Genomic DNA, 18966 nt, shown 5'->3' on the forward strand with positions numbered 1-18966 from the left:
AGTTGGTCGCCTTTTTCATTTAATGGTTATGGGCAGGCTCTCATCTATCAAACCACGGCTGAAGGCTCTTGGATCGCGCATCGCTGCGCCATCGACCAGAGAGGAAGCGGAGGCGCTGCGCCATCGCGAGCGTGATCGCACACAGCCATGGCGTGCCTGGTATAAGACGGCTCGATGGCAGAAGCTGCGCATGAGCGTTCTGGTTCGTGATCTCTTCACGTGCCAGATGAAGGGATGCGGTCGCATCGAGGCTGATACCTCGCAGCTCGTGGCAGACCACAAGACACCGCACCATGGCGACGAGGCGTTGTTCTGGGATGAGAACAACCTTCATTGCCTCTGCAAGCCATGTCACGACAGCTTGAAGCAGAAGCAGGAACGTCAATCGTTTCGGAGTTGGTGAGATACGCCTGCGTCTCATCATGAACGCAAGCAGGCCACAGCAAGGAGAAGTCGCATGAGCGAACAGGTAACGATGCGCGCCAAGATGCGCGTGACAGAAGTCAATCGTTTTGAAGGCAGCGACCGGCTGAAGATGGTTGCCGTTGCCAAGAGCGGTTCCTACCCAGAGAGCGGTTACGACGAGGATAACACCTATGCGAAGTTCTCCCCGCAGGGCGAGCTGACCATAACGGTGGCGAACCCCGCACTCCTCGGCAAGATCGAACCCGGCAAGCGGTTCTACCTCGACTTCATCGAGGCCGACCCGGCAGCCCCGGCCTGACCCGACAGGGGGGGTGGGTCAAAAGTTCGAAAGCCCTTCCGGCCTAGACCCGCGCCCCATTCATTCGGAGAGTTTTTTCCCGTGTCAGACGAAAAATCCGAGCTGGTCCAAGAACGCGACATGTTCGGCGACCCGATCTTGCCTATCAAGGATCGTCGCGGCCGGCCATCGTTCGGAAAGAACAAGGAAAATCAAGAGCTTGTATCCCTTCTGCGCGCCGCTGGCTGGACCCAATCGCGTATCGCCAACTACATCGGCTGCGACGAGAAGACTTTGCGCAAGAATTTTTCCCGAGAGCTTGAACAGGGTCTCGATATCATCGAGGGCATGGCGCTCGAAGTGACGCTGAAGAAAATGAAGTCCGGCAATTCTGTCGCCATTTCTCGCGTCTTCGACATCATCGACAAGCAGGGCAAGCCGGCCGTGCCGATTGCCCCGAAGGCAGAGAAACAGGAGCGTCTCGGTAAGAAGGAGACCGCCAACCGCGAAGCGCAGACCGCGCATGAGGGAACGGAATGGGGTACGCTTCTTCAATAAAGGCGGAATGGCAGTTCTCTTGCCCTGATTGGATTGAGCGCCTGAAGTCTGGCCGCTCGCTTGTGCCTGCTCTTCCCCTAGACACGGAAGAGGGTGACAGGGCGGTGAAGATCTTCAACAAGCTACGCCTTCCCGACGTTCACGGTCAGCCGACCATGGAGGAAGGTGCAGGCGACTGGTTCCGCGATATCGTTCGGGCTGTCTTCGGTTCGATCGATGAAGACGGCGAGCGCCACGTCCGCAAGGTCTTTGGCCTGGTGCCGAAGAAGAATTCGAAGACGACCGGCGGCGCCGGCATCATGGTGACGGCGCTCCTCATGAACCGCCGACCGCGTGCCGAATTTCTTCTGGTCGGGCCGACGCAGGATGTTGCCGATACGGCATTCCAGCAGGCATCCGGTATGATCGAGGCGGATGAATATTTGTCCAAGCGATTCCAGTGCATCGAGCACCAGAAGACGATCAAGGATCGCCTCACTAAGGCGAAGCTGAAGATCAAGACCTTCGATATGAAGGTGATGACTGGCGTTAAACCGGTCGGCGTTCTGCTTGATGAGCTGCACGTCATGTCGGCTTATTCGTACGCCTCGCGTGTCCTGGGGCAGATCAGCGGCGGTCTCATTCCGAACCCGGAATCGTTCCTGATCATCATCACGACCCAGAGCGACGAGCCGCCGTCCGGGCCGTTCAAGGTCGAACTCGAATATGCCCGCAATGTTCGAGATGGCAAGATAACAGACGCTCGCACGCTTCCGGTCCTCTATGAGTTCCCAGAGGCAATGCAGCGCCATCCGGATCAGCCTTGGAGCGACCCGGCAAATTGGCCGATGGTTCTCCCGAACCTCAACCTGTCGATCACCATCGCCCGGTTAATGGAGGAGTGGAAGGAAGCATCGGAGAAGGGCGAGGAAGAGCGTCGGCGTTGGGCATCGCAGCATCTCAATGTCCAAATCGGGATGGCGATGCATGGCGACCGTTGGGGCGGCGTCGATTATTGGGAGGCGGCGGTCGATAAGGCAATCACCCTCGAATATCTCATCGAAAATTGCGATGTGATCGTTGCGGGCGGTGATGCCGGTGGCCTTGATGATCTTTGGGGCCTCGCGCTGATCGGCCGACACAAGGTGACGCGGCAATGGTTGCTCTGGATAAGAGCATGGTGCCATCCTTCGGTTTTGAAGGCTCGCAAGAATATTGCCGAACTGCTGAACGGCTTCGCCCGCGAGGGTGGTGATCTCGTCATTTGCGAGCGACCTACGCAGGATGCAGAAGAGGCCGCAGCCATAATAGCTCGCGTTCGCGACGCCGGTCTCTTGCCAGAGGATGGCGGTGTCGGCGTCGATGCGTGGGGCATTACCGCCCTCGTCGAGGAACTGGCAGTGCGGGAGATCGTCGATCCGCAGGTTCGCTCCGTTCCCCAAGGCGGCCGGCTTAGCTCCGCCGTCTTCGGTATCGAGCGCAAACTGATGGACGGGACGTTCAAACACTCCGGTTCTGACCTCATGGCTTGGTGCGTGAGCAATGTGAAACTTGAGCATCGTCCGACTCTGGTCCTCGTCGATAAGAAAGAGGCCTGGGCGAAGATCGATCCGTTCATGGCGATGCTAAACGCCGGCAAGCTCATGGAGCTTAACCCGGAGGCCTCCGGTGCTGGCGAGGCGGACTACTTCAAGCAATTCGCGGGGGCAGCGTGAACATTCTGCAGAAGATGGCGAATGCCGTTGTGCGCACCCTTTCGTTGCGCAGTCCAGACGGATGGTCGCGAACCGGCTCCGCGAGCGATGCGGGCGAGAGCGTCAACGATGCCAACGTCATGACGATTTCATCGGTGTGGGCCTGCGTAAACCTGATCTCCGGCACGATTTCGTCCTTGCCGCTTATGGTTTACCGCATCGACGGCTCGGGAAACAGGATCGTTGCGAAGGATCACCCGCTCTATCGCATTCTGCACGATAGCCCGAACTATGATCAGACGGCGGTCGATTTCTGGGATTTCGTCGCGGCATCGATCGAGCTTCGCGGCAATGCCTATGCCCAGATCCTGCGATCGACAACTGCCATCATCGGGCTTGTTCCGGTCAACCCGGCATGCATGAACGTGCGGCGCTTGTCGGATGGGTCGATCCAATATTCTTGGACCGATAACGGAAAATCATACATCGAGTCGGATCGCGGTGTTCTTCATATCCGCGGTTTCGGCGGAGACCCTCTTGGCGGCATGTCCACCCTGCATTTTGGCCGGCATGCCTTTGGACTTGCGAGGACGATCGACAAGACGGCCGGAAAGATGTTCGCGAACGGGATGCGGCCGGGCGTCACGCTGACGTTCGAGAAGTGGCTCACTGACCAGCAGCGGAAGGACATCGACGGCAAGCTCGAAGAGAAGTTCGTCGGCGCGGTCAATGCCGGCAAGCCATTCGTTCTTGAGGGAGGCCAGAAGCTTCAGGTTATCGATATGAAACCGGAAGACGCTCAGATGCTCCAGTCACGCGCGTTTTCGGTTCAGGAGATTTGCCGCTTCTTCGGCGTCCCTCCGTTCATGATCGGTCACACGGAGAAGGTGACTAGCTTCGGCTCCGGCCTTTCGGAACAGGTCTTGGGATTTCAGAAGTTCACTCTTCGTCGTCGCTTGAAGCGCATTGAGCAAGCGCTCGAAAAGCAGCTGCTGACGCCAGTGGAGCGCGCAGCAGGAACCACGATCGAATTCAACCTTGATGGACTGTTGCGCGGCGACAGCTCGGCGCGCGCGACATTCTATCAAACGATGACGCAGATCGGCGCGATGACGATCAACGAAGTCCGCGCCCTTGAAAACATGCCGGCCGTTCCGGGCGGCGATGTCCCGCGCATGCAGATGCAGAATGTTCCCATCAACGAAAGTGGGAATCTTCCCAATGTCCCGAACAATTGAATTCGCGGAGTGCGACATGACCCACAATTATGATTTCGTGCTCGATACCAAGAGTGTCGGTGATGCAGGCGAATTCGAGGGCTATGCCTCCACCTTCGGGAACGTCGATCAGGGCGGCGATGTCGTCGAGCCTGGCGCCTTCATCGAAAGCATCGTGAAGGCCAAATCGGACAAGCGCACCATTCCCATGCTCTGGCAGCATGATCAGCGGGAGCCAATCGGATTTTGGAAAGATATTTCCGAAGACGCGAAAGGCCTTTACGTCAAGGGACAGTTGCTCGTCGATCACGACCCGCTTGCCAAGCGAGCCCACGGTTTGCTGAAGGCGAAGGCGATCGGCGGAATGTCCATCGGCTATCGCATTCCTCCTGGCGGAATTGTCGAGGATGAGAAGCGGCGCGGTGTCAGCCGCCTCAAGACTGTCGACCTTCGTGAGATTTCGCTCGTCACGATGCCAATGAATGTCGAGGCTCGCGTTACCTCGGTAAAATCCATTCTGGACGCCGGCAAGATGCCGACCGTCCGTGAGTTCGAAGACTTCCTGCGGGATGCAGGCGGTTTCTCGAAAGCCCTTGCAACGGCGATTGCCAGCAAGGCCGCACCGCATCTTCGGGGGGAGCCCGAGGCGCCGGTTAGCGAGGCTACCACCTTCCTGCAGGCTCTCCTGCGCTAATCCAACATTGGAGACTACCATGAAAATGAAGATGCGTTTCTACGCGTCGGCCTTTGCTGTGCTCGGCGCAATGAGTGCGAATGAACGTGCGGCAGGCCGCTATTTGCGTGATGCCGGAGGCCACGACACCAAATCGGCGAAGGAACTTGCCGAAGAGGTCAAGACTCTGTTCCAGAAGTCCATGGACGAGACCAAGGAACTTGCCGAGAAGGCGCTTGGTGAAGCCAAGAAGAGCGGAGAACTCTCGGCGGGTCTGAAGGAAAAGGCCGACGAAGCACTGCTCAAGATGAATGGCCTCATGGAGCAGGTTGCCGAGTTCGAGCAGAAGCTCGCCCGCAATCGCGGCAATGATGCCGACGCGGAAAAGAGCCTCGGCCAGCAGTTCGTAGAGGATGCCAAGGTCAAGGAATTCCTCGGTCAGGGCACGCCGCGCGGCCGGATCGACATGCAGGTCAAGGCGATCATCACGACCGCCACGACCGATACCGCGGGCGCCATCGGAGCGGCCATTCCTCCGACCCGTCTTCCCGGCATCGTCGCACCGCCCGAGCGCCGCATGACGGTTCGTGACCTGATCACGCCTGGCCGGATGGATGGTGGCGTCCTCGAATATGTTCAGGAAACCGGCTTCACCAATGGTGCCGGCATGGTCGCGGAAGGGGCAGCGAAACCGCAGTCCGATATCAAGTTCGCGCTGAAGAATACCTCGGCCAAGGTCATCGCCCATCACTTCAAGGCCTCTCGCCAGGCCCTGGAGGATTTCGCGCAGCTGGCCTCCTATATCGACGGGCGTGGTCGATACGGGCTCGCGTTCAAGGAGGAGACCCAGCTCCTCAACGGCGACGGCACCGGCCAGAACCTGCTTGGCATCGTGCCTCAGGCGACCGCCTATGCTGCGCCGATCGCGCTTACCGATCCGACCAGCATCGACATCATTCGCCTTGCGATGCTGCAGGCTGTCCTTGCGGAATACCCGGCGACCGGCCATGTCATGAATCCGATCGATTGGGCTTGGGTCGAGACCCTGAAGGATACGACCGGTCGCTACATCATCGGCAATCCGCAGGGCAATATTGCGCCGACGCTCTGGGGCCTGCCCGTCGTGCAGACCCAGGCGATGGCCGTCGATAAGTTCCTGACCGGCGCCTTCAAGCTCGGTGCACAGGTTTTCGACCGCTGGATGGCGCGTGTCGAAATCGCCACCGAGAACGAGGACGACTTCATCAAGAACCTGATCACCATGCTGATCGAAGAGCGTCTTGCTCTGGCCGTCTACCGTCCGGAAGCCTTCATCTACGGCGACTTTGGCCGCGTGGCCTGATTTTCGGCTCATCACAGCGGGCGGCGCGATCCGCCCGCTTCATGAACCGAAGGAGAGTAGCATGAGCAAAATCTTGAAATATGACGTTCTCCGCGAACATGAAGGCGATCGCTTCTACAAGCGCGGTGAAACTCGCGAACTCGCCGAAAACGATGCGCAGCATCTTGTTGGTCTCGGCGTGCTGGCATTGCCAGGATCGGCACGGAAGCAGCCGACCGCGTCGGATGCTAAGACCAAGGCTGACATTGAAGCCGAGTTCAATCTATTCGTCGATACGGCCAATCAGACGCGGCAGGCGATTTCGACTGAGCTGAACAAGGCCAGGGAAGCTGCAGACGCCAAGCTTAGCGAGATTGGCGTCGAGCTTGCCGCTGCCCGCAATAATGCTGACGCGACACTCGCTTCCATCGCGTCCGAACTCACTGCGGCTCGCAAGGATGCCGATGTCAAGATCGGCGAGATTGCTGCCGAGATCGAGAAAGCGAAATCGGAAGCCTCGAGGAAAACCAAACCGGAAGAGCAGCCTTCGAATAAGGCAGAGCAGACGCCCGAGAAGAACAAGTAGGATCGTCCAGTGCGCGTCGTCGTCATAGAAGCTCCGACCGAAATCATAACCCTCGATGAAGCCAAGCGGTTCCTTCTGGTCGACCAGGCCGTCACGGAAGACGACGATCTTATCAGGTCGTTCATTCTGGCCGCCACGCAGTGGCTCGATGGGCCCGCTGGATGGCTAGGGCGTGCGCTTGGGGTTCAGGTGCTCGAATGGCAGCGGTGCGATTGGCCGAGTAATCGAGAGCTTCTGCCATTTCCGCCGGAAATCGAAATTCTCTCGATCAAATACGTAGACCCGGATGGCGTGGAACAGACATGGCCGTTTCCGGCGCCACTCTATTTCGACGACCTTCCGGCAGTTCGCGGGCATGAGGGTGATGTGAAGATTCGTTACCGCGCAGGGTACGGCAAGCAGAACCCTGACGACCCTACTAACTGGGTCAATGCCGTCCCAGAGCCGATCCGTATCGCGATAAAGATGCTCGTTGCCCAATGGTACAATGTGCGCGAGCCGACCGTCGTATCAGGCCAGCAACCGCTCTCGATGCCATTCGCAGTTGAGGCGCTTCTTTCGACATATCGAGTTTGGTGATTGATGGCTCCTATCCGTTCAGCAGGTGACCTTTTCTTTCACGTCGCCTTCGACAAACGCGCCGACGCCGACGATGGCGCCGGGAACACAGTTGGCGAGTGGCAAGAAAAATTGCAGTGCCGCGCCGGCTTCACCCATCTGCGCGGCGGCGAAAGCGTCATGGCTGCCCGGCTCGAAGGTCAGCATACGCAGGTCATCTTTGTGCGCAGATCGACCTTGACGAGGGGCATAACGACGGATTGGCGCGTTCGCGATCTGAGGAACGGCGATACATTCAACATCCGCGATATCACGCCGTCTGATGATCGGCTTTGGCTGGATTTTCTGTGCCAGAAGGGAGTTGCGGACGGATGACGGTCACTGGTTTAGATCGTCTCCGTTACAAGCTGACGAAGAAAATTCCGGATGCCATGCGCGCCGCCGTGCAGGCCGCCATGGAACAGAGCGCGGAAGAAGCGGTAGCGGCTATGAAAAGTCTCGTGCCCATCGAATCCGGGGATCTGCGAGATAGCATCGGCTGGACATGGGGCGATCCTCCCAAGGGGGCGATCATCGTCGCCAGGAGCAGGACAAAGAGCAAAACCGGTCTGCGTATCACGATCTACGCGGGCAATGACAAAGCCTATTATGCGAGATGGGTTGAGTTCGGAACGGCGCCGCATGTGAACGGCGGCAAATATGCCGGATCTATGAACCCCGGAGCGCGCGCCCATCCATTCTTCTATCCCGGATGGCGTCTTGTTCGGCGCCGTGTCAAGGGGCGCGTAACCCGGTCAGTTAAAAAGGCGGTCAGGGACTCTTCGAAATGAGTGCGCAGGTCGACTATCACAAGGCACTTTATGCTCTGATGACCGGAAACACCGCCCTTATGTCGTTGGTCGACGGTGTTCATGATCGCGTTCCGGAAAAGCCGTTCAAGACGAAGAATGCCTATATCAGCTTCGGCTCTGCGGTCGTTGTCGATGATGGTGCTGACTGCATTGTCAGCGATATCCATACCCGGCAGATCGACATCTGGTCCCGCAAGGTCGGCTCGATCGAATGCGCTCACATCGTCGACGTGGTTAAAAAGGCCGTTCATGACAAGGATGTCACGCTGGAGGATGGTCAGATAGTTCATACGCTCGTCGACCTTTCGCGCGTCATCGAGGATGCCGATGGCCTGACCTGGCATGGCATCGTGCAGGTAACGGCGTCCATCGAGGATATCAGCTGATGGCATGGATGATCGTGCATAAGGGCGGCACGTATCGTCGACCGCAGTCAAAATACTCTTTCACCTTCACCCCCTCGCCACAGCCGCAGCAGTGGCCGCGCGATGTAGTCGAGTACGCGGTGAATACTGGCCGTGCTGAACGCACGGTGTCACCCCGCCGCAGCCGTCAAACCACCTGATCGCAACCGGGCCACTCGCCCATTTAACCGCTGGCATTTGCCGGCGCGATTTTCCATGGAGAAAGCCAATGGCAAGAGCAGTTACCGAGAATTTCGCGGAAATGGTGCTGGAGGTTGAAACGGAAGTAGCCGGCACTTTCGCGAGGATTTGCGGCCTTACGTCCCGCAACGTCAATCGTGCATCGAACATGAGCACGAGCGAAGTTCCGGACTGCGACGACGAGGCGCTGCCCGCCGTCGTGGAGCGGGCCGTCCAATCGCAGGAAGTCACGATAGCCGCGACGGGCGTGTGGGCGAAGCAATCGCACGGCATGATGATGGACTGGTGGTATAGCGGAGCAACCAAGAATATCCGCATCGGCCACCTGAAAGCTGATGTCGGCGAGACGCAGTACGAGACCGGCCCGGCCTATCTGGTCAACCTCAACAATGCGGCCGAACGCGGTCAGAAGGTTACGGCCGAGATCGACATCCAGTTCGACGGCCTGCCGACCCGCACGGCTGCGGTGGCCGGTCCCTGATGCGCGGCGTCGATCTTACATGGGCGGGTGGCGAGCACACATTCCTGCTCGGTCTCGACCTGCTTCGCGCTCTTGAGGTGAAGTGTGACGCCGGCCCGATGCACATCCTGCAGCGCCTCTCATCCGGTCAATGGTACGTGGACGACATCATAGAGACCATTCGGCTCGGTCTCGAAGGCGGCGGCCTGCCGAAGGATGCCGCCCGCAACCTGGTGAAGCGCTACATCGGCCATGACGAGCCGCTGACCGCCTTCGTGCTCCTGGCGAGAACGATCCTGATGGCGGCGCTCTACGGTGCTGAGGACGACCCGCCGGGGGAGTTGAAAGCGGGGGAGAGCCAGAGTCCGACCCGCTCCCTCGCGGAAAATGGCGATGGTCCCGCTTCTACAAGTGGGGGGGAGTGATCGGCCGCGACATCGGCTCGATGACACTGTGGGAGTTTTCCTGCGCGGTTGAGGGCTACCGCCTCGCCAATCGCACCAAAGACGATCCTCCACCCGGCATGGACGACGATCGACTTGCTGAACTTGGCATCGACGGCTTCTAGCTGCCGATCCGCGATCTATTGGCCGCATGAGGTCTCGCAGTGGCAACCGATATCGAACAGCTTATAGTCTCGCTTGAGGCGCGTACGAAGACTTTCGAAAACGCGCTCAATCGATCGAATTCTCTGGCTGCCCGAAATGCCAAGGCTATCGAAAGCCGCTTTGCCGCCTTGAACAAGAATGTATCGGGACAGCTCGACGGCCTTGCGTCCATCGGCGTGAAGGCTTTCGCCTTGATCGGCGGCGCGGCCGGCGGGAAAGAGTTGATCGATTCATCCATCAAGATCAGCAATGCGCTGAAGGTGACAGGGCTTTCCGGCCAGCAGCTGACCGATGTCTATGACAAGCTCTTCGCATCGGCGCAGCAAAACAACACGCCTCTGGAAACGCTCGTCACGCTCTACAGCCGCGCGTCGATGGCGTCGAAGGAATTGCATGCCAGTCAATCCGACCTGCTGAATTTCTCCGACAAGGTGGCGCTTGCGTTGCGTGTGCAGGGCTCGTCGGCGGAAGAATCGGCGGGCGCATTGCTGCAGCTCAGCCAGGCGCTCGGAAATGGGACCGTTCAGGCCGAAGAATATAATTCCCTGCTTGATGGTGGCCGCTCGATCCTGCAGGCGACTGCGGCGGGTTTGAAGGAGGCTGGTGGCTCCGTCTCGGAGCTGACCAAGCTCGTGAAATCAGGCAAGGTATCGTCGGAAGCCTTCTTCCGCGCCTTCCTCGCCGGAGCGCCTGTCCTTGCGCAGCAGGTCGCCAGCTCCGAAACCACGATATCGGGCAGCTTCGTGCGCCTGCAGAATGTCCTTGTCGATGCGGCCGGAAAGTTCAATAAATCCGGAGAGGCGTCGAAAACCTTTGCGTCGTTTGTCGACGAGGCGGCCGCCACGATCAACGCCATTAACTTCGATGCGCTGTTCGGCCAGATAGACAAGCTTTACAATAAGTGGGTCAGCCTTCAGAACGCCATCGGCAACAGCGGTCAGAACTTCGGCGAAGCGACCGGCCTGAACAATGTCGGCAAATGGATCGCTGGAGCTCTCAATGGCGATCAGACAGCCGTCGATCCAGGAACTGGCAAGCTGTTCTATTCGACCAAGGCTGTCGCCGATCGCATCAATGATGCGTTCAGTAATGCCAACCAATCGCAGGACAATGCCGCGCTGACGGCAGACGCCATTCGCGCCAGCCTGACCGGGAAAACCGCCGTTACTGCCAACAAGGCCGGTCCGCGACTGCCTGCCGATCCGAATGCCGGCAAGAAGGAAGACAAGATCAAGCCGGTCACCCTGGCAGACTACCCGGTTACCGGACAGAAGAAGGGTGGAGGCGGCGGCGGCTCAAGCGAAGATGAGTACCAGCGCGAGTCGCGGAAAATTCAGGAGCATACCGATCTCCTGAAGGCGCAAACGGACGCGCAGGCCAAGCTCAATCCACTGGTGAAGGATTTTGGCTATGCGAACGATTTCGCCAAGACGAAGCAGGAGCTTTTGACGTCGGCGAAACAGGCGGACATCAAGATCACGCCGCAGGTCGAGGCTGATATCGAGAAGTTGGCTTCAGGCTACGCGACCGCATCAGCGGAAGCCGACAAGCTTGCGGCTACGCAGGACAAGGTGCGCGAGCGCGCCGAGTTTCTAGAAAATGCAGCCTATGACGCGTTTTCGTCGCTGATCCCGCAGATCAAGACCGGCAATGATGCGCTCGACAAGTTCCTGAACACGCTGATCGAGGCCGTTGCCCAATCAGCGCTGCTCGGCAAGGGTCCGTTCGCCAGCGCAACAGCGAGCGGTGGTTTGCTCTCCTTCGTCCCGAAGCTCTTCGGGTTCGCGAATGGCGGCATCGCCGCTCACGGAAAGCCATTACCGCACTTCGCTGGCGGTGGCGTCTCCCGGTCGGCATCCATATTCGGGGAGGCCGGACCGGAGGCTGCCGTTCCTCTGCCCGATGGCCGGAGAATTCCCGTCGATCTTCGCATGCCGGAGAGAACTGGTTCGAGTGGCCGCACCTATGCGCCTGTCTACCATATCGATGCCAGAGGGGCGGACCAGGCGGCCGTCGATCGATTGCAGCGCGGTCTTGACCAACGCGACCTCACCGAAAGCAAGCGCGTTGCCGCCTATAACAGAACATCTCAAGTCAGAAAGGTGCGTCCCTGATGGCGCGTTTGCTCGACTGGCCGCTTGGCCTCCGCTGGAACAGCTGGAGGCCGCTCTCAGGGCCGCAATCGATCGGAGCCGGCGCAAACACATCGATCGGCGATGTCACGCAATCGATTGCCTCACCCTTCGGTGCTCGACATCTGCAGTTCTCGTTCCCGCCCATGCGGGGCGCTCTGGTGCGTCGGGCGCGCGGTCTCGTAACCGCGTTGCATATGGGCGCAAATGCTGTGCGCGTGCGGCCTGGTGATTGGGATGGCATGTCGATGGCGGAAGCCGGCATGACGATCAGCGCGCAGCAAAAGCAGGACGGTATTCCATGGTCAAATGGGATGGCGTGGTCGAACGACCAAAACTGGCGGCCGACGAAGCCGAATGTTGCGATCACCGTAGATGCAGCCAAGGACGCCACCATTATTACGCTTTCGGGCCAGTTTTGGGGCCATAGGCTAGGGATGGGTGATTATTTCGGCTTCTTCCCGTTTCACTTCGGGCTCTACGAGGTGACGGAAGTTATGGAGCCGGGCACCTATCGCATCTGGCCGCCGCTGCGCAAGGCGGTCAAGGCAGGTGACTTTGCGACCCTCTATCCCGTTCTGGCAATGCGCCTGCTGTCGAACAACCTGCCTGACGCGAACAGAAGCGCCGCCTTTCTTGAGGGGCTGACGATCTCGTTGTTCGAGGTGTTCGATTATGACGTTCGGGATTATTTTACGGATTAAATATGCCAAGCCTGTTCTTGCCGTCCGATCGAGAGTTTTTACGGCGCCCACACATCGCGCGCGCGTGGTTCATGGATATCGACCTGCCTGGCGGCCATTGGTACGTACATAATGGCGCGGGACGTGTGACGATCGGGGGTACCGAATGGAGAGGTTTGTCCGATCCTCTCGGAAGGCAATTTATATCTATTTCGGCGGTGGAAGACCCGCGCTTCGGGCAGGCCGCGAAATTAGATGTCGTCCTTGCCGGTATTAACCTCGAATTCCTTCGGCAGGTTAAAGATAACGCGCGGCTCATCGAAGGACGTCGGGTCGATGTTTATTGGGCTGCATTTGATCAGGAAACGCAGGAGATCTGGAGCGGGGGGCTGAAGAAGCTCTTCCCTGGCTATTTGTCTGCGCCGTCAATTCATTGGGCCGGGCGAGGTGTCCGCGTAGTGCCGATCACGATCGAGAGCCTTTGGCAAAGCCAGAACTTTCCCTTCGGCGGTCGATGGACACCAGCCGATCAACGTCGGCGATACCCAGGAGACAAGGGCCTCGATTACGTCGGCGTGACGGTGCAGGAAATAATCAAAGCATGACGAACATCGAAACGGCTCTGCGCGCTTACGTTGAGGCAGCTGAAAAGCAGCCTGTGGTTTGGGGTGAGAGCGATTGTTCCGCATGGGCTGCCAGATGGGTCAGCTCGTTCCATGGCCGCAAGCTCATTGCTCCGCATTGGCGCTCATCGGTGGAGGCTCGCCAACTGGTGGCAGATGCCGGCTCGCTTGCTGCGCTCTGGACCAAAGTACTTTCGGAATATGGCCTGCAGCTGCGCTATGGCGCACCGCAGGCGGGCGATGTCGGAATTCTTGAAACCCGCGTTTCTGGCCAGGTTGGAGTGATCTTCATCCATGATGCGCTCGTGGTGTGGCGCGGTGAGCCGGTGGGTGCCCGTTTCCTCCGTCCACATCCGCAGGCAATCGTCAAGGTTTGGGCACTCATATGAAAATGAATAGATTGCTCTTTTGGAGCGCGGTCTCGTATGCGGCACTGACTGCTCGGGCCTACGCCGATCCCATTTCATTGTCTCTTGGAGGGTCTATTTTCAGTGCCCTCTACGCTGCCGGCGTCCCAGGCGCGATAGCGAATTTTATCGCTGTAAATGGCCTCGCCGTCGCCGCGACCGGTGCAGCTGTAGCGGCGAGCATCTTCGCGCGCCCACAAGGCGGCGCCGTTAACCCGCAAGAGGCAAAATCGAACTTCGAAACCGGCAGCAGTTCGGTCATGGAGGGTATAGGGCGAGTTCGTGTAGGTGGCTTGAAGGCGTTCGGCAACACTGACGGTTCGACACGTGCTCGTCTGGTTTGTCGTCTGCAGGGGCCGATCGATGCCGTCGAGACGCGCTATGTTGGCGGGCGCGAAGTCACGGTGGAAATCAACGGCGATATATCGTCACCGCCGTGGGCAAGGAGCGGCGGATCTTGGGCTAAGTGGCTGGATAAGCGTGGTGACGGGACTGAGACGGCATGGTCGGAACTGATCAGCCTCTTTCCGACACTCTGGACGACCGATCATAAGGTTCGCGGAATCGCGCAGAGTGTCTTGCTGTGGTTCAATCCTGGTTTGGAAAAGCCGAAATATTTGAGCCTGTATCAGACGGGTGTTCCTGAGACGGAAGAGGTAGTGCGCGCCTCGCTGATGTTTGACCCGCGCGACGGTACTCAGTCGGGCGTCGATCGCTCGACGTGGAAGTGGAGCGATAACGGCATTCTTGCCTGTGCGCATGTGCTTCGCCGCGACCCGGCATTCACCTTTGAGCACTTCGACTGGTCTCTGATCTCCGCGGAGGCCAATCGGGCTGATGCTATGGTGGCAACCCTGACCGGTATGGAAAAGCGGGCGCGCGCCTGGGGCATCTGGTCGTGGGAAAGCGGCCGTGCCGAAACCATGCAGCAGCTGCTCGACTCCATCGGGACTGAAATCCGGCTCACGGATGAAGGCAAGATATGGTTTCAGCTGATCGATGATGCATTCGCATCCGAAATCGATTTCACCCCTGCCGATGGATATGACATTCTCTGGCGCTCGGGTCCGGAAGCGGTGGAGCGGCCTAATATTGCGCGCGTCAAATACTATTCCCCGGAGCGCAACTACGATCTGACGGAGCTGGCGCTCTCTTCCTACAATGACGACGATACGGTGATCACTGGCGTCGCCTGGGCCTATGTGCAGGAAGAGGTGGACCGTTACGGCCCGAAATACCTCGATATCGAACTGCCCTTCTGCCCATCCGCATCGCAGGCCCAGCGTATTGCCCGCAGAAAGTTCGCGCTTGCTCGAGGCGATACGGGCTCCATCACCACGAACATGGTAGGGCTTTCCGCGTGGGGGCTGCTGTACGGAACGGTGCAGCTTCCGGACCTCGGCGACGTGCTGAACACGCGCTTCGAGCCACCTCGCTGCGACGACGATAACGGGTCTGTGGAAATTCCCTTCACCGTATGGCCCGCGTTGCCGCCATGGAACCCAGCGACAGATGAGGCGCCGGCTCCTGATCCCATACCGGAGCTTGGATATGAAACCGGAATGATCACGCCCAATCCGCCGACAGGTGCGCTTCAGATCACCTATCCTGATGGCGGCAAGGAACTGCGGGTGTCCTTCTCCCTACCGGCGCAGGATTTCGATACGGTCGAGACGGTGTTTCGCACCTATACGGGCGCGCTGCCCAACGCATGGCAGGGCATGGCGGAATATCCCGCACCGCCAGCCACGAACCTTGCCTATGCGGGCGGTGATTATGCTGGCAGCACAATCGACACCCGCCTGCGCGTCTTCGACGATGACGACGGCACCTACTTTTCCGATCCTCTGCATACTGTGGTCGGCACGGATAACACCGCCTGCGCGCAGCCGACAGTGATAAGCGTCGATATCGAACCGGGAATATCCGGATCCGGCGCACAGCCGGCGACGATCGACATCACACTGACCGCCTCGGAGGTCAGAGCGGCGGCCATCCGGCTCCAACGCAATACTGGCGCTGGTTTCGCCACGATTTTGCAGACCAACATCCGGCCCGGACAGCAGGTTTCTTTCTCGGACAGCTCGGGCGCCTCCGGCGCATGGCGCTTCCAAACCATCACCAGCGACGGCACGGCCGGCGTGGCGAAAGACTACGATATAGTCATCAACCATAGCGGCAGCTGAGCGCTCTACTTCCTAGAAATCGGGGCAATTGCGATGGCGGTTTACACCAAAACGGCAAACGATGTTTTTTCGCCTGTAAGTGCGGATGGCAGTGCGAGAAGCGTTCTCAATCAGGATGCGCAGGTTTGGGGCGAAGAGGTGCAGACTTCCATAGTAGGCGCTTCTGTCGGCATGATCCGCGCGACGTCCGTTGCGGGTCTTGGCTCAGGCACGAGAGTTGGCCAGCCAGGGCAGGTAACGCAGGACCCCGGCAGCGGAGAGTATTATTGGAGCGGATCCGCATGGGTCCGCACTGGCGATATCATTGACCCGGCCGCCTTGCAGGCCAGAATTGATGACACTCGGACGGACTTACAAGCCGGAATCGATGGCGTTCAAAACGAAGTCTCCAATCACTCCGCCCTTGAGAACCTGATCTACAACGGCAATCTGTTCGACAATGCCCGCGGGGTGCGACTCTATTCTCCCGACATCGGGAAATTTGCAAGCTATAGCGCCCGGATCGGAATGCCGTCAAACGTGGACATGGAGAGATTCGACTGCCGTTACGGCATCGCAATTCCTGCTTCGCTTGGCGGATCCGGCAACTTGATCGTCCAAGACGTGCTTTTGCAGGGCGGATTCGTATTGTTGTCGATGTTGGTGAAGTCCAGCAACTCTGGCTGGTCCTTCGGGAATAGTAATGGGTTGCAATGCTACGTTCGCTACTCTGATGGCACGAGTGCGCAGATCAGCACTGGATCGGGAACGCTGCAGTTCGAAATTGTCGGCAGCATCCGGCGTTACTACGGGACGATCGCGCTTGATCCGTCGAAGACGGCCGTTAGGATCGATATGGGCCTTAACGATGCCGGTGCACGGACAGCCGATATCTTCATATCAGGCTTCTGGGCGTCGTGGGCGAACGTGGCTCCCTCGATCGACCAAACAGCCTATCCGAACTGGCGGGGCTGCACTGCGCGGGGAGATATTTCGCCGACCGTCGACGAGCACTCCTATCGGCTGCGCCGTGCGCAGTTCACGGCCCTTTATGACGCGATCTCGGATCCGCTCCAGAGCGTTGTTCTAGCGTTGCTTGGTGACAGCCTGACATGGGGTCTCTCTGCGACGGGCAACGGCACTTCGACGCCTCGTGGACATGCTCTGACGGATCCTCGCGATGTACTCACCAGCCTTAGCTGGGCCAATAAACTTGGCGCATGGCTCGGGTACCGCATGTGCTCTGGTCAGAGCCTCTCCAATCCATCCCCGGGTGTTCGCGAATATCGGCAAAGCCAGCTGATTGATGTCGTCATGAACCCTAAGGTGAAGATGATATCGAGCATTGGTTTGGAAATTGGCAAGAGCAGCAATGCGGCGACTGGCGGAAAGTTGCGTAAGTACGTGTCGGTTTTCCAGAATTACGAGCTGACCTTCGACTTCGTTGGCGATCAGATGACCCTCTGGTTTTCGAAGCTGAATACGGATGCCGGCGCGAGCTTCGATGTCTATTTGGATGACGTCTTGGTTGGCGACGACATCAGTCACTACGCATCGCCCGCCGCTTTCAGTGGTAGCTACGTAATCAATACGACGCTCGGCCATCATGCGGTGCGTGTTCGAAACAACAGCGCCACGCAAAATCTCCGCATCGAGGCCATTGAACACAATCGTCTCTGCCGCGTGATCAATAATGGGATCATCGGGACAAATTCGACGGAATGGCTTCCGACAGGCAGCCTCCTTACGGGTGGCCTGCCGGCGACGGCAACCCATGCCATCCTGATGATCGGCACGAACGATCGATCCGATTCCAGCAATGCCCCGACTGACGCGGTAAAAATTACGGACAACTTGTCGACTATCGCCGATTGGATTGCGACCAATCGCGCAGCGACGGCGTTTTGCCTAATGACGCCTCCGAAGGCGATCGGGCCTTCGGAGGAGGGAGGCGGCACAGTGCCGGACTATTTCTTCACTGCCGCAGAAGCGGCCCAGGCAGTAATTATAGCGGCGGCACGAAAGGAGCTGCCATGCATTGATGTCTATGCCCATACGAACATGCTTGACTGCGACGGCATCGTCTATCTGGAACCCACTGGATTGCACTTCAACGACACGGGAAGCAGCGAGGTTTACCGCCATATTATTAAGCATCTGAGTTGAAGAAAAGGCGGCCGAACGAAAACGGCTGCCGCATTCTAACGGTCTGAGGCCAGTATCATGAACCGCTGTCGGCTAAATCGGAGGGCAGATCAACTCCTTCATGAGCGGCTCGCCTCACAATCATCATCCTCACCAGGTGGATGAGATCCGAAATCTTCTCGGGATCGCTCTTGCCTGACAAAGCGTCAAGGAGCCTTATCGCTTCAATGCAAAACTCCTCTTCTCCAATAAAGAGAGGGTCTCCGCTACGCTTCGCCTCCACAGCTTGGCGATGCATTTCGATATTTGCCTGGGTAGTGTCTTCATATGATGCGACTTTGGCCTGCGGGTCAGGATGAGCAAAATAGAAATGGTTACTACATGAAATGCCGCTACTTTTCACAACTTCGCGTAACCGCTCATCGATCACTATGCCCTCTTCCTTGAAAGAGCGAATATAATCGGCAAACGGTCGTGATACGACATGTTGGCCCGTCGTGGTTCGCTCTCCTGGGAAAATGTCGGCAAAGACCAGCGTGCCGCCCGGCTTTAGCCTAGCGATCGCTGCAGAGAGGAACGAACGCCAGAGGGTATCGTCTACGAAGTGAACAAACACATACAGGACCGTCACGACATCGAATTTTTCCTGTAAGTCGAGTTCGGAAAGGTTTCCTTTAATGAAGCGTGCGCTTGGATGGGCTTTCTCGGCTGCTTCGATTGCAACAGGAGAAATATCTACCCCCGTGTATTCGAATCCGCTGTCCAGAAAGCAGCTTGTCACTCGGCCATAGCCGCAACCTAGATCCAGAACCGACTTAGCGCCACTGTGCGCCAGAGATTTGGCAATTTGAGAAACAACGATTTTGAGTTCCCGCTCACCCTCCTCGTTTTTCTCGCGCGATGCCGCCAGCGTGCCAACGGACCGAGGGTCATTTTTTAGGTCTTCGTGTCTCTTGATCCAGTATCCAGCTTGGTCGAAATTTTCCGACATACAAATG

Annotated in this window: 22 protein-coding genes; 21 read left to right on the forward strand and 1 reads right to left on the reverse strand. The window is 58.3% G+C overall.

What is annotated here, in order from left to right; translation table 11 throughout:
* The first annotated feature begins 190 nt into the window (after window positions 1-190).
* From PH562_RS18835 to PH562_RS18935, 21 genes are all read left to right on the forward strand, one after another.
* Window positions 191-403 (forward strand): HNH endonuclease, encoded by a 213-nt coding sequence (locus PH562_RS18835; protein ID WP_285174686.1) that lies wholly within the window; start codon window positions 191-193, stop codon window positions 401-403.
* A gap of 54 nt (window positions 404-457) precedes the next feature.
* The gene (locus tag PH562_RS18840) at window positions 458-724 is read left to right on the forward strand and encodes a hypothetical protein (RefSeq protein ID WP_285174688.1); all 267 of its coding nucleotides are present in this window, start codon (window positions 458-460) and stop codon (window positions 722-724) included.
* Window positions 725-805: 81 nt separating this feature from the next.
* Window positions 806-1261, forward strand: coding sequence for a hypothetical protein (locus PH562_RS18845; RefSeq protein ID WP_285174690.1), 456 nt, complete (start codon window positions 806-808; stop codon window positions 1259-1261).
* 104 nt (window positions 1262-1365) lie between these two features.
* Window positions 1366-2955 (forward strand): terminase large subunit, encoded by a 1590-nt coding sequence (locus PH562_RS18850; protein ID WP_285174692.1) that lies wholly within the window; start codon window positions 1366-1368, stop codon window positions 2953-2955.
* A complete protein-coding gene (locus tag PH562_RS18855; RefSeq protein ID WP_285174694.1) occupies window positions 2952-4172 on the forward strand; it encodes a phage portal protein in 1221 nt (406 codons plus the stop codon). The genes PH562_RS18850 and PH562_RS18855 overlap by 4 nt, the downstream gene beginning before the upstream one ends.
* A 16-nt stretch (window positions 4173-4188) precedes the next feature.
* Entirely contained in the window at window positions 4189-4845 is a 657-nt protein-coding gene (locus PH562_RS18860; protein WP_285174696.1) for an HK97 family phage prohead protease, read from the forward strand.
* Window positions 4846-4915: 70 nt separating this feature from the next.
* Window positions 4916-6166: a phage major capsid protein gene (locus tag PH562_RS18865; protein ID WP_483315363.1), complete on the forward strand. Its 1251-nt coding sequence runs from the start codon at window positions 4916-4918 to the stop codon at window positions 6164-6166.
* 61 nt (window positions 6167-6227) lie between these two features.
* A complete protein-coding gene (locus PH562_RS18870) occupies window positions 6228-6731 on the forward strand; it encodes a hypothetical protein (RefSeq protein WP_285174701.1) in 504 nt (167 codons plus the stop codon).
* 9 nt (window positions 6732-6740) lie between these two features.
* On the forward strand, window positions 6741-7310 hold the full coding sequence (locus PH562_RS18875; protein WP_285174703.1) for a head-tail connector protein: 570 nt from the start codon (window positions 6741-6743) through the stop codon (window positions 7308-7310).
* A 3-nt stretch (window positions 7311-7313) separates the two neighbouring features.
* The gene (locus PH562_RS18880) at window positions 7314-7664 is read left to right on the forward strand and encodes a head-tail adaptor protein (RefSeq protein ID WP_285174704.1); all 351 of its coding nucleotides are present in this window, start codon (window positions 7314-7316) and stop codon (window positions 7662-7664) included.
* The gene (locus tag PH562_RS18885; protein ID WP_285174706.1) at window positions 7661-8119 is read left to right on the forward strand and encodes an HK97-gp10 family putative phage morphogenesis protein; all 459 of its coding nucleotides are present in this window, start codon (window positions 7661-7663) and stop codon (window positions 8117-8119) included. The genes PH562_RS18880 and PH562_RS18885 overlap by 4 nt, the downstream gene beginning before the upstream one ends.
* Window positions 8116-8526, forward strand: a complete 411-nt coding sequence (locus PH562_RS18890; protein WP_285174707.1) for a DUF3168 domain-containing protein — start codon at window positions 8116-8118, stop codon at window positions 8524-8526. Before PH562_RS18885 ends, PH562_RS18890 begins: the two co-directional genes overlap by 4 nt.
* A 247-nt stretch (window positions 8527-8773) precedes the next feature.
* Window positions 8774-9226, forward strand: coding sequence for a phage tail tube protein (locus PH562_RS18895; protein ID WP_285174709.1), 453 nt, complete (start codon window positions 8774-8776; stop codon window positions 9224-9226).
* Window positions 9226-9630, forward strand: a complete 405-nt coding sequence (locus PH562_RS18900; RefSeq protein ID WP_285174711.1) for a gene transfer agent family protein — start codon at window positions 9226-9228, stop codon at window positions 9628-9630. Before PH562_RS18895 ends, PH562_RS18900 begins: the two co-directional genes overlap by 1 nt.
* Window positions 9627-9773, forward strand: coding sequence for a hypothetical protein (locus PH562_RS18905; RefSeq protein WP_285174713.1), 147 nt, complete (start codon window positions 9627-9629; stop codon window positions 9771-9773). Before PH562_RS18900 ends, PH562_RS18905 begins: the two co-directional genes overlap by 4 nt.
* Before the next feature lie 39 nt (window positions 9774-9812).
* On the forward strand, window positions 9813-11927 hold the full coding sequence (locus PH562_RS18910; protein ID WP_285174714.1) for a tape measure protein: 2115 nt from the start codon (window positions 9813-9815) through the stop codon (window positions 11925-11927).
* The gene (locus tag PH562_RS18915) at window positions 11927-12649 is read left to right on the forward strand and encodes a hypothetical protein (RefSeq protein ID WP_285174718.1); all 723 of its coding nucleotides are present in this window, start codon (window positions 11927-11929) and stop codon (window positions 12647-12649) included. Before PH562_RS18910 ends, PH562_RS18915 begins: the two co-directional genes overlap by 1 nt.
* A gap of 71 nt (window positions 12650-12720) precedes the next feature.
* Window positions 12721-13233, forward strand: a complete 513-nt coding sequence (locus PH562_RS18920) for a transcriptional regulator (protein WP_285174722.1) — start codon at window positions 12721-12723, stop codon at window positions 13231-13233.
* Complete coding sequence (locus tag PH562_RS18925; RefSeq protein WP_285174724.1) at window positions 13230-13640, forward strand: DUF6950 family protein; 411 nt, start codon at window positions 13230-13232, stop codon at window positions 13638-13640. Before PH562_RS18920 ends, PH562_RS18925 begins: the two co-directional genes overlap by 4 nt.
* Window positions 13641-13918: 278 nt before the next feature.
* Window positions 13919-15844, forward strand: coding sequence for a phage tail protein (locus PH562_RS18930; protein ID WP_285174726.1), 1926 nt, complete (start codon window positions 13919-13921; stop codon window positions 15842-15844).
* A gap of 33 nt (window positions 15845-15877) precedes the next feature.
* Complete coding sequence (locus PH562_RS18935) at window positions 15878-17989, forward strand: SGNH/GDSL hydrolase family protein (RefSeq protein WP_285174728.1); 2112 nt, start codon at window positions 15878-15880, stop codon at window positions 17987-17989.
* A 55-nt stretch (window positions 17990-18044) separates the two neighbouring features.
* Here the strand turns inward: PH562_RS18935 and PH562_RS18940 are convergent, their stop codons facing one another.
* On the reverse strand, window positions 18045-18959 hold the full coding sequence (locus PH562_RS18940) for a class I SAM-dependent methyltransferase (RefSeq protein WP_285174730.1): 915 nt from the start codon (window positions 18957-18959) through the stop codon (window positions 18045-18047).
* Between the last annotated feature and the right edge of the window lie 7 nt (window positions 18960-18966).

The organism is Rhizobium centroccidentale (assembly GCF_030182565.1).
In the GTDB taxonomy this organism is placed as follows: Bacteria; Pseudomonadota; Alphaproteobacteria; order Rhizobiales; family Rhizobiaceae; genus Rhizobium.